Source organism: Stenotrophomonas sp., assembly GCF_050737075.1.
GTDB lineage: Bacteria > Pseudomonadota > Gammaproteobacteria > Xanthomonadales > Xanthomonadaceae > Stenotrophomonas.
On record NZ_JBOHXV010000131.1, the window covers coordinates 1 to 10,563 of the forward strand.

Genomic DNA, 10,563 nt, shown 5'->3' on the forward strand with positions numbered 1-10,563 from the left:
CTGGCGGAGCGGACGGGACTCGAACCCGCGACCTCCGGCGTGACAGGCCAGCATTCTAACCAGCTGAACTACCGCTCCGCACTAAAACCTTCCTGCTGCCTTCCACCACGATCTGGATCGTTGCAGAAAACAAGGCCCCCGATCGCTCAGGGGCCTCGTTGAAACTGGCGGAGCGGACGGGACTCGAACCCGCGACCTCCGGCGTGACAGGCCAGCATTCTAACCAGCTGAACTACCGCTCCACATTTCAAACTTTTACTGGCGGTGCTGTGGTGGGTGCTGAGGGTTTCGAACCCCCGACCCTCTCCGTGTAAAGGAGACGCTCTACCGCTGAGCTAAGCACCCCAGCAAGCCGCTTAGTTTACGGCATCCTTCAGGGCTTTGCCAGCCTTGAACGACGGATTGTTCGACGCTTCGATCTTGATGGTGTCGCCGGTCTTCGGGTTGCGGCCGGTACGCGCAGCGCGCGGGCGGACCTGGAACGTGCCGAAGCCAACCAGCGTCACCGCGTCACCGCCCTTCAGGGCGCTGGTGATGGTGGCGACAACAGCGTCGACGGCGCGACCGGCTTCAGCCTTGGTCAGGTCGGCGGCTGCGGCAACGGCGTCGATCAATTCGGTCTTATTCATTCTGTACAGCTCCTTTGGCGGGGATTCCGCATGTTCGACAGTGAAGCACCCGACCTACAACGTGGCCGGATGCCAGTGAAGTTCTCTATTCGCCCTCATCAGCATGCGCTGACTCGCGAGTGGTGCTTTTATACCAGCGCACCCCTACCTTCGCAAGCTGAAAAGCTAATAACGACGCGGGTTTCGGGCATTTCTGTAACGCGCGTCAGTGCTTGACGCGCGTTGTGGAAGCTGCCTTGCCCTTGCTCCGCACTGTGACGCGCTGCCCATCCTTCTTGGGCTTCGGCGCAGTCAGCGGGGTCTCCAGGGCCAGGTCCAGCACCTCTTCGATCCACTTCACCGGCACGATCTTGAGGTCGCGGGTCACGTTGGCCGGAATGTCGGCCAGGTCCTTGCGGTTCTCTTCCGGGATGATCACCGTGGTGATGCCGCCGCGCAGCGCCGCCAGCAGCTTCTCCTTCAGTCCGCCGATGGCGGTGACGCGACCACGCAGGGTGATCTCGCCGGTCATCGCCACCTCGGCACGGATCGGCACCTTGGTCAGCGTGGACACCAGCGAGGTCACCATCGCGATGCCGGCGCTGGGGCCGTCCTTCGGGGTAGCGCCGTCAGGCACGTGCACGTGCACGTCGTGCTTCTGCAGGAACTCGCTGTCGATGCCCAGCCGTTCGGCGCGCGAACGCACCACCGACAGGGCCGCCGACGCGGATTCCTTCATCACGTTGCCGAGCTGGCCGGTCAGGATCAGCTGGCCCTTGCCTGGCACCAGGGTCGATTCGATCTGCAGCAGGTCGCCGCCCACTTCGGTCCAGGCCAGGCCGGTGACCAGGCCGATCTCGTTCTGTTCCTCGGCGCGGCCGAAGTCGACCCGGCGCACGCCCAGGTACTTGTCCAGGTTCTTGCCGTTGACCACGACCAGCGCCTTCTTCTTCGCGGTCTTCTTGCCGGCCTTGACCGGCTTGGCCGGCGCAGCCGGACCGGCCAGGGCGATTTCCTTGACCACCTTGCGGCAGATCTTGGCCACTTCGCGCTCGAGGTTGCGCACGCCCGATTCGCGCGTGTAGTAACGCACGATGTCCTGGATGGCGTCGGCCTCGATCTCCAGCTCTTCCGGCTTCAGGCCGTTGGCCTTGATCTGCTTGGGCACCAGGTAGCGCATGGCGATGTTGAGCTTCTCATCCTCGGTGTAGCCGGGGATGCGGATGACCTCCATGCGGTCCAGCAGCGGCCCGGGGATGTTGAGCGAGTTGGAGGTCGCCACGAACATCACTTCGGACAGGTCCAGGTCCACTTCCAGGTAGTGGTCGTTGAACGCGTTGTTCTGCTCCGGGTCGAGCACTTCCAGCAACGCCGAGGACGGGTCGCCGCGGAAATCCATCGACATCTTGTCGATCTCGTCGAGCACGAACAGCGCGTTCTTGCTGCCCACCTTGTTGAGGTTCTGCACGATGCGGCCCGGCATGGAGCCGACGTAGGTGCGGCGATGGCCACGGATCTCGGCCTCGTCGCGCACGCCGCCCAGGCTCATGCGCACGAACTTGCGGTTGGTGGCCTTGGCGATGGACTGGCCCAGCGAGGTCTTGCCCACGCCCGGCGGCCCGACCAGGCACAGGATCGGGCCCTTCATCTGCTTCACGCGCGACTGCACCGCCAGGTATTCCAGGATGCGGTCCTTGACCTTTTCCAGGCCGAAGTGGTCGGCGTCCAGGGTGTCCTGCGCGGCCTTGAGGTCCTTTCGCACCTTGGTGCGCTTCTTCCACGGCACGCCCAGCAGCCAGTCGAGGTAGTTGCGCACCACCGCCGCTTCAGCCGACATCGGCGACATCTGCTTGAGCTTGTTCAGCTCGGCCTTGGCCTTGGCTTCCACCGGCTTGGGCATGCCCGCCTCGGCGATCTTGCGCGCCAGCTCTTCCAGCTCGCCGGGCGCGTCGTCCAGGTCGCCCAGTTCCTTCTGGATGGCCTTCATCTGTTCGTTGAGGTAGTACTCGCGCTGGCTCTTTTCCATCTGCGACTTCACGCGGCCGCGGATGCGCTTCTCCATCTGCTGCACGTCGATCTCGCCGTCGACCAGGCCGACCAGCATCTCCAGGCGGTCGCCGATCTGCAGGGTCTCCAGCAGGCGCTGCTTGTCGGCCAGGCGCACGCTGATGTGCGCGGCGATGGTGTCGGCCAGGCGGGCGGATTCGTCGATGCCGGCCAGGGTCTGCAGCAGCTCCGGCGGCAGCTTGCGGTTGGTCTTGACGTACTGCTCGAACAGCGACATCAGCGAGCGGGCGATCGCCTCGATCTCGCGCGGTTCACGCGATTCGTCCGACTCGATTTCCTCGCCCACGCCGTGCAGCGCACCATCGCGCTCGGTGACCTGGGTGACGTTGACGCGCGACAGGCCTTCGACCAGCACCTTGATGGTGCCATCGGGCAGCTTGAGCAGCTGCAGGACCTGGGCCAGGGTGCCGACCTGGTAGAGGTCGGCCGCCGACGGGTCGTCGGTCTCGGCCGACTTCTGCGCCAGCAGCAGGATGCGCTTGTCCGCCTCCATGGCCTGCTCCAGGGCATGCATGGACTTGTCGCGGCCGACGAACAGCGGAATGACCATGTGCGGGAACACCACCACGTCGCGCAGCGGCAGTACCGGCAGGTCGAGAGTCTCAGTTGGGGAACGGGCCATGTGGGCTCCAGTTGAGCAGTGGGGATGGCCTCCGGGCAGCTTCACCCGGATACAAAAAAGCCGATGGCCCCGTTATGGGGCCATCGGCGTCCAGATGCAAGATGCTCTGAAAAACTTCTATCAATTCAAATGCTTGAACTGATTATTCAGCACCGGCCGCCTTCTGTTCAGGGGCGGGCGGGGTCTGGTAGATCAGGTACGGTTCGGACTTGTGTTCGATCACCGATTCGTCCACCACCACCTTGCTGACGTTTTCTGCCGAAGGCAGGTCGTACATGGTGTCCAGCAGGACCGATTCGACGATGGTGCGCAGGCCACGGGCGCCGGTCTTGCGCTTGAGCGCCTTGCGGGCGATCGCCGACAACGCGTCGGGGCGGAACTCCAGCTCGACGTGTTCCATCTCGAACAGCTTCTTGAACTGCTTGGTGATGGCGTTCTTCGGCTCGGTCAGGATCCGCACCAGGGCGGCCTCGTCCAGCTCTTCCAGGGTGGCCACGACCGGCAGGCGGCCGACGAACTCGGGAATGAGGCCGAACTTGATCAGGTCTTCCGGCTCGACTTCGGCCAGCACCTTGCCCACTTCCTGCTTGCGCTCGGAGCTCTTCACCTTGGCGCCGAAACCGATGCCGCCGGAGTCGTTGGAACGCGCCTGGATCACCTTGTCCAGCCCGGCGAACGCGCCGCCGCAGATGAACAGGATGTTCTTGGTGTCCACCTGCAGGAATTCCTGCTGCGGATGCTTGCGGCCGCCCTGCGGCGGAACGCTGGCCACGGTGCCTTCGATCAGCTTCAGCAGCGCCTGCTGCACGCCTTCGCCGGACACGTCACGGGTGATCGACGGGTTCTCACTCTTGCGCGAGATCTTGTCGATTTCATCGATGTAGACGATGCCCTGCTGCGCCTTCTCGACGTCGTAGTCGCACTTCTGCAGCAGCTTCTGGATGATGTTTTCCACGTCCTCGCCCACGTAACCGGCTTCGGTCAGCGTGGTGGCGTCGGCCATGGTGAACGGCACATTGAGCAGGCGGGCCAGGGTCTCGGCCAGCAGCGTCTTGCCCGAACCGGTCGGACCGACCAGCAGGATGTTCGACTTCGCCAGTTCGACTTCGTCGTTCTTCTGGCGGCTCTCGATGCGCTTGTAGTGGTTGTATACGGCCACGGCCAGCGTGCGCTTGGCCCGGTTCTGGCCAATCACGTACTGGTCAAGGACCTCGAGGATCTCGCGCGGCTTGGGCAGCGAACTGCGCGCCGACTGCGCCTTTTCCTCGAGCTCTTCACGGATGATGTCGTTGCACAGCTCCACGCATTCATCGCAGATGAACACGCTCGGCCCAGCAATCAGCTTGCGCACCTCGTGCTGGCTCTTTCCGCAGAAAGAGCAGTAGAGGATCTTGCCGGTGTCCGTGGAACGACCTTGGCGGTCTTCGCTCATGCTTCGCTTACCCAGTTACCCCACCCGCTGAACGGGGGTTCGATTCGAGAATAGCACAGGGCCGGGAGGACGCCAGTCCAGCCCGACCCCGAGGAAACAGGCCGATTTCCCGGCCTGGCGGCACTATCAGGCCGGGGTGATCGACTCTTCCGGACGACGTTCCAGCACCGAGTCGACCAGACCGTAGGCCACTGCATCGGCCGCGCTCTTGAAGTTGTCGCGCTCGGTATCGCGCGCGATGGTCTCCAGCGACTGGCCGGTGTGCTTGGCCAGCACTTCGTTCAGACGCGAACGCAGGGTCAGGATCTCGCGGGCGTGGATGTCGATATCCGTGGCCTGGCCCTGGAAGCCACCCAGCGGCTGGTGGATCATGACGCGCGAATTGGGCAGCGCATAACGCTTGCCCGCGGCGCCCGATGCCAGCAGCAGCGCGCCCATGGAGGCAGCCTGGCCAACGCAGATGGTGCTCACGTCCGGCTTGATGTACTGCATGGTGTCGTAGATCGCCATGCCGGCGGTGACTACGCCACCGGGCGAGTTGATGTAGATGCTGATGTCCTTTTCCGGGTTGTCCGCTTCCAGGAACAGCAGCTGCGCCACCACCACGTTGGCCATGTGATCGTCGATCGGGCCCACGAGGAAGATCAGGCGCTCCTTCAACAGGCGCGAATAGATGTCATAGGCGCGCTCGCCGCGGCTGGTCTGTTCGACCACCATCGGAACCATGTTCAGGGCTGTGGTTCGGTTGTCCATTAGTGAGGCACCTATTTTGGGGGGAACAACCCCGCGCCGGGGCGCGGGGCGTAAAACACGGGCCGCTTACTGGCGGATCGCGTCCTGGAACGACAGCTGCTCTTCGGTGTGCTGGGCGCGCTCGGCGATCCAGTCGATCACCTGCTCTTCCATCACGCGATTCTGCAGCCCACTCATCAGCTGGGGGTCGTTGCGGTACATCTCAATGACCTGCTCCGGCTCTTCATAGGTGGAGGCGATCAGACGCATGGTTTCGTTCAGGCGCTTGGGATCCAGGCGCAGGTCGTTCTTGCGGGCCACTTCACCGACCAGCAGGCCGACCAGCACGCGCTTGGCGGCGGCGTCCTTGAAGCCTTCATGGGCGTCGGCCGGGATTTCGCCCGGGTTGCGGCCGCTGCGGCGGATCTGCTCGACCTGCTGGGCCAGCATGGCACGGGCTTCGTTCTCGACCAGGCGCGGCGGCATTTCGACCGAGGCGTAGGCGGCGATCAGCTGCTCACCCACTTCGCGGCGCAGGCGGTTCATCAGGGCGCCCTTGAGCTCACGCTCCAGGTTGGCGCGGATGTCGGTGCGGAACTGCTCCACATCGCCACCCTTCACGCCGAAGCTCTTGATGAAGTCGGCATCCACTTCCGGCAGCACCGGCTCGGACACGTCCACCGCCTTCACGGTGACCTTGACCTGCTTGCCCGCCAGGGCCGGCACGCGCCAGTCGGCCGGGAATTCGACGTCCAGGGTCTTCTCTTCACCCTTGGCCAGGCCGACCAGGCCCTGCTCGATCTGCTCGAACATCATGCCCTGGCCCACCACGACGCTGCCCTTTTCGGTGCCTTCGGCCGGCAGGCGCTCATCGCCGGCCTGCGACCAGGTTTCCAGCGCGACCAGGTCACCGTCCTTGGCGCCACGGTCAACCGGGCTCCAGCTGCGGCGCTGCTCGCGCAGGTTGGTGATCATCTGGTCGATGTCGCCGTCGTTGATTTCAGCGACGTGGCGCACCACGGTCAGCTTGGCAACGTCGACGTCGCCGAAGTCCGGCACCAGCTCGACGGTGGCCACGAAGGAGAATTCACCCTCGTCGCCCTTGTCGATGCGCGGCGCGCCGGCAATGCGCAGTTCGTGCTCGCGGATGGCCGCATCGAAGGTCTCGCGCAGCAGGCCGTCGACGGCTTCGCTGCGGACCTGCTGGCCGAAGCGCTGCTCGATCACCTTGGCCGGCACCTTGCCCGGGCGGAAGCCCTTGATGCGCGCGGTACGGGCGATTTCACCCAGACGGCCGCTGATGTGGGTCTGCAGGCGGTCTTCCGGCAGCGAGAAGGTCAGGCGGCGTTCCAGATTGCCGGTGGATTCGATCGAAGCTTGCATGTTGACTCCTGCCACCGGTAGGCACGCCCCCGGCACGAATTGATGGATGAAACGGGTTGTAAGACGGCGGCGTCGTGGACGCGCATGCCTGCCGCAGCCCTGTAGTTTGGCCGATAACGGCCAGCGCCGCCAGCACGGGGCCGGGAGCGTCAATCCGGTGGCTGTTCAGGGGGCGGATCGAGCGCCGCGGGACGGCTCGGGCGCCGCCCGGGAAGGACCTTCCCGGGGCCAGTGCAGCCCATCGCCAGCGCTTGCCGACGTGTTCAGCCCGGAGGTGTGCGCCGAAGGCTCGGCGCCGACCTGGTGCGAAAGGGGGGACTCGAACCCCCACGCCTTGCGGCACTGGAACCTAAATCCAGGGCGTCTACCAATTCCGCCACTTTCGCGTAGGCGCGCATTATGGCGGCGGGCGGTGGCGGCGTCGACCTTTGGTCGTAGAGCCACCCCATGGGTGGCTGCTTACCGTCGGATCGCAGGCAAGAAAAAAGCCACCCGGCGAACCGGATGGCTTTTGTCTTGGTGGGCTGTCAAGGATTCGAACCTTGGACCTATTGATTAAGAGTCAACTGCTCTACCAACTGAGCTAACAGCCCGAAAATCGGGAGGCGAATTATGACGCAATGCGACAGGGGGTTGCAAGGGGTTTTTGCAGACGTCGTTCAGGGGCGCTGGACGCCGGGTAGAGCCACGCCATGCGTGGCTGCGCTTCGTTCCGGGGTCATGAACGCCTGACGGGCGGCTTCGGCCGAGTCTAAACGCCGGCAGGATGATCGAGACCGCGGCGCATCGGCTTCGGATGCTTGTGCCGCGCTGCGCGCGGTTGCCACGCATGGCGTGGCACTACGAATTGTTACGTGCACAGGACGGTTAGGGCGAAAACGCGTAGCGACACGCCATGCGTGTCCTCGCGATGCCCGACGACGACGCCGGTAGAGCCACCCCATGGGTGGCTTAATGCCGGATCGCGCGCAAGAAAAAAGCCACCCGGCGGACCGGATGGCTTCTGTCTTGGTGGGCTGTCAAGGATTCGAACCTTGGACCTATTGATTAAGAGTCAACTGCTCTACCAACTGAGCTAACAGCCCTGAAAACTCAGGCGCGTAGTGTAACGTTTGCGCCTTTTTTTGCAACCCCGATTCATTTTCGATGAAACGGGTTCTTCAAATCAGTGGGGTGGCTGAGGGGACTCGAACCCCCGACCTCCGGAATCACAATCCGGAACTCTAACCAACTGAGCTACAGCCACCACTGAAAACTGTTTATTCTTTTTTGAAACACCTGCGTTTGCGCCAGTGGCGCGCCCGACAGGAATCGAACCTGTAACCGCCGGCTTAGAAGGCCGGTGCTCTATCCAGTTGAGCTACGGGCGCTCTGACCGGATTGTCGCATTCCCATCCCGATTTGAGCAGCGGGACTTGGTCGGGGTAGAGGGATTCGAACCCCCGACATCCTGCTCCCAAAGCAGGCGCGCTACCAGACTGCGCTATACCCCGGTGGTTTCATCCCTCGAGGTTCCCCCCGAAAGAGCCGCCTATTGTGGGAATCGGCGACGCATCTGTCAACGGTTTTCACGGAATTTTTCACATTCGTGATCAGGGGGGTAGAGCTACATAGCCATACGCTATGCTTCATTCAGCGGCCGGATGGCCCGGAACCCTACCCTTCAAGGAGATTGGCAATGCGCAGCGGCAATCCCGCACTTTCGGAGTCGACCTTCCTCGACCTGGCCAGCGGCTCGGTCGTGACCTCACCCGACCAGGTGATGACGATCAACGGCACGGTCAACAAGACCGGCATCCTTCTGTTGCTGACGGTCATCACCGCCGCGTTCGCCTGGAGCCAGACCATCGGCGCCGACGGCCTGATCGCGCCGGGCGCGATGATCTACGCGATCGGCGGCGCCATCGGCGGGCTGGTCCTTGCGCTGGTGACGGTGTTCAAGAAGGAATGGTCGCCGGTCACCGCGCCGATGTACGCGCTGGTGGAAGGCTTCTTCCTGGGCGCCATCTCGGCCGTGTTCGAGGCACGCTTCCCGGGCATCGTGTTCCAGGCGGTGCTGCTCACCTTCGGCACCCTGTTCGCCCTGCTGGTGGCTTACCGCAGCGGCCTGATCAAGGTCACCGAGAACTTCAAGCTGGGCGTGGTCGCCGCCACCGGTGGCATCGCACTGCTGTACCTGGCCTCGTTCGTGCTGAGCTTCTTCAACATCAACGTGCCGGTAATCCATGAAGCCAGCTGGCTGGGCATCGCCTTCAGCCTGTTCGTGGTGGTGGTCGCCGCGCTGAACCTGGTACTGGACTTCGATTTCATCGAAACCGGTGCCGCCGCGCGCGCGCCGAAGTACATGGAGTGGTACGGCGCGTTCGGCCTGATGGTCACGCTGGTGTGGCTGTATGTGGAGTTCCTGCGACTGCTGTCGAAGCTGCAGTCGCGCTGATGCGGTGAAGCAATGCCGAACAAAAAAGGGCACCCGATGGGTGCCCTTTTTCGTTGGAGCAGCCGGGCAGAGCCCGGCGCTACGCGACAACCTCCACCAAAGCCCTTACAGGCGGCTGGCGATGGCCTGGGCGAAGCCCATGGTGTTGCCGGTGCCGCCGAGGTCGCCGGTCAGCGAGTCCTTGGCTTCCAGGGTGGCGACGATGGCCTTGCGCAGGCGCTCGGCATTCTCGGTCTGGCCGACGTGGTCAAGCATCTGTGCGGCGGCAAGCAGCAGCGCGCACGGATTTGCCTTGCCCTGGCCGGCGATGTCCGGCGCGGTGCCGTGCACGGCTTCGAAGATCGCCGCGTCCACACCGATGTTGGCGCCCGGCGCCAGGCCCAGGCCGCCGACAAGGCCGGCGCACAGGTCGGAGATGATGTCGCCGAACAGGTTGGTGGTCACGATCACGTCGAACTGTTCCGGACGCATCACCAGCTGCATGCAGCAGTTGTCGACGATCATTTCCTGGAACTCGATGTCCGGATACTTGGCCGCCACTTCGCGCGCCACGGCCAGGAACAGGCCCGAGGTCGACTTGATGATGTTGGCCTTGTGCACGGCGGTGACCTTCTTGCGGCCGGTGCTGCGGGCCAGCTCGAAGGCGTAGCGCACGATGCGCTCGGAGCCCTTGCGGGTGATACGGGTGCCGGAGAAGGCGGTTTCGCCATCGGCCGACACTTCCTGGCCTTCTGCCAGGTACGCACCTTCGGTGTTCTCACGGACGGTGATCAGGTCCACACCGTCGCCGAAACGCGACTTGGTGTTCGGGAAGGACACCGCCGGACGCACGTTGGCGTACAGGTCGAAGTGGCGACGCAGGCTGACGTTGATCGAGGTGAAGCCGCCACCGACCGGGGTGGTCAGCGGGCTCTTCAGCGCGATCTTGTTGCGTGCGATGGATTCCAGCGTGGACGCCGGCATCAGGTCGCCGTGCTTTTCCAGCGCGACCAGGCCTGCGTCGGCATCTTCGTATTCAAAGCCGGTGTCGAGCTTGCCGAGCACGAACAGCGTAGCGTCCATGATCTCCGGGCCGATGCCGTCACCGCGGATGACCGTGATTTTCTGCGTCATTTGATCTGTTTCCGAACCGAGGGGGAGCGCCGTCCAGCAGGTCCGCCAGGCACCGGCGCAAGGGAAGTTTCATCGGCAATTATGCCTTACCCGGCCCAACCACCCCAAATAGACCATGGTGGCAGGCGGTAGCGCCGGCCGTTGGCCGGCCTACGTATCGGGTCCTGCG

The 10,563-nt window shown here is 63.7% G+C and carries 7 protein-coding genes and 9 tRNA genes; 1 reads left to right on the forward strand and 15 read right to left on the reverse strand.

The annotated features are described in order from the left end of the window. Position 1: 1 nt before the first annotated feature. From ACREPD_RS20555 to ACREPD_RS20620, 14 genes are all read right to left on the reverse strand, one after another. Positions 2-78, reverse strand: a tRNA-Asp gene (locus ACREPD_RS20555). An 87-nt stretch (positions 79-165) separates the two neighbouring features. Then, positions 166-242, reverse strand: a tRNA-Asp gene (locus ACREPD_RS20560). 28 nt (positions 243-270) lie between these two features. Continuing rightward, positions 271-345: transfer RNA gene (locus ACREPD_RS20565), tRNA-Val, on the reverse strand. An 11-nt stretch (positions 346-356) separates the two neighbouring features. After that, positions 357-629 carry an HU family DNA-binding protein gene (locus ACREPD_RS20570; RefSeq protein WP_431601026.1) on the reverse strand — a complete coding sequence of 91 codons (273 nt, stop codon included), beginning with the start codon at positions 627-629 and terminating at the stop codon, positions 357-359. Positions 630-834: 205 nt separating this feature from the next. Then, on the reverse strand, positions 835-3,297 hold the full coding sequence (gene lon / locus ACREPD_RS20575) for an endopeptidase La (protein WP_431601027.1): 2,463 nt from the start codon (positions 3,295-3,297) through the stop codon (positions 835-837). A 142-nt stretch (positions 3,298-3,439) separates the two neighbouring features. Further along, on the reverse strand, positions 3,440-4,729 hold the full coding sequence (gene clpX / locus ACREPD_RS20580) for an ATP-dependent Clp protease ATP-binding subunit ClpX (protein WP_313348511.1): 1,290 nt from the start codon (positions 4,727-4,729) through the stop codon (positions 3,440-3,442). Between the two features lie 126 nt (positions 4,730-4,855). Further along, positions 4,856-5,482 (reverse strand): ATP-dependent Clp endopeptidase proteolytic subunit ClpP, encoded by a 627-nt coding sequence (clpP, locus tag ACREPD_RS20585; RefSeq protein WP_421570715.1) that lies wholly within the window; start codon positions 5,480-5,482, stop codon positions 4,856-4,858. Positions 5,483-5,548: 66 nt separating this feature from the next. Beyond that, a complete protein-coding gene (gene tig, locus ACREPD_RS20590; protein WP_421570714.1) occupies positions 5,549-6,844 on the reverse strand; it encodes a trigger factor in 1,296 nt (431 codons plus the stop codon). A 301-nt stretch (positions 6,845-7,145) separates the two neighbouring features. Beyond that, positions 7,146-7,230: transfer RNA gene (locus tag ACREPD_RS20595), tRNA-Leu, on the reverse strand. A gap of 131 nt (positions 7,231-7,361) precedes the next feature. Next, positions 7,362-7,437 (reverse strand) — tRNA-Lys (locus ACREPD_RS20600). Positions 7,438-7,853: 416 nt separating this feature from the next. After that, positions 7,854-7,929 (reverse strand) — tRNA-Lys (locus tag ACREPD_RS20605). 84 nt (positions 7,930-8,013) lie between these two features. Beyond that, positions 8,014-8,090: transfer RNA gene (locus ACREPD_RS20610), tRNA-His, on the reverse strand. A gap of 47 nt (positions 8,091-8,137) precedes the next feature. Beyond that, positions 8,138-8,214, reverse strand: a tRNA-Arg gene (locus ACREPD_RS20615). A 46-nt stretch (positions 8,215-8,260) separates the two neighbouring features. Further along, a tRNA-Pro gene (locus tag ACREPD_RS20620) sits at positions 8,261-8,337 on the reverse strand. A 185-nt stretch (positions 8,338-8,522) separates the two neighbouring features. On the opposite strand from ACREPD_RS20620, the gene ACREPD_RS20625 reads away from it, so the two are divergent. After that, on the forward strand, positions 8,523-9,281 hold the full coding sequence (locus tag ACREPD_RS20625) for a Bax inhibitor-1/YccA family protein (protein WP_431601028.1): 759 nt from the start codon (positions 8,523-8,525) through the stop codon (positions 9,279-9,281). Between the two features lie 105 nt (positions 9,282-9,386). Here ACREPD_RS20625 and ACREPD_RS20630 read toward each other — a convergent pair whose 3' ends face one another. Continuing rightward, positions 9,387-10,394, reverse strand: coding sequence for an isocitrate dehydrogenase (locus ACREPD_RS20630; protein WP_431601029.1), 1,008 nt, complete (start codon positions 10,392-10,394; stop codon positions 9,387-9,389). Between the last annotated feature and the right edge of the window lie 169 nt (positions 10,395-10,563).

What these genes read in the sequence shown, in the direction of transcription:
- clpX (WP_313348511.1), bottom strand. Translation starts at nt 4,729, where the DNA reads ATGAGCGAAGACCGCCAAGGTCGTTCCACGGACACCGGCAAGATCCTC.
- ACREPD_RS20625 (WP_431601028.1), top strand. Translation starts at nt 8,523, where the DNA reads ATGCGCAGCGGCAATCCCGCACTTTCGGAGTCGACCTTCCTCGACCTG.
- ACREPD_RS20570 (WP_431601026.1), bottom strand. Translation starts at nt 629, where the DNA reads ATGAATAAGACCGAATTGATCGACGCCGTTGCCGCAGCCGCCGACCTG.
- lon (WP_431601027.1), bottom strand. Translation starts at nt 3,297, where the DNA reads ATGGCCCGTTCCCCAACTGAGACTCTCGACCTGCCGGTACTGCCGCTG.
- tig (WP_421570714.1), bottom strand. Translation starts at nt 6,844, where the DNA reads ATGCAAGCTTCGATCGAATCCACCGGCAATCTGGAACGCCGCCTGACC.
- clpP (WP_421570715.1), bottom strand. Translation starts at nt 5,482, where the DNA reads ATGGACAACCGAACCACAGCCCTGAACATGGTTCCGATGGTGGTCGAA.
- ACREPD_RS20630 (WP_431601029.1), bottom strand. Translation starts at nt 10,394, where the DNA reads ATGACGCAGAAAATCACGGTCATCCGCGGTGACGGCATCGGCCCGGAG.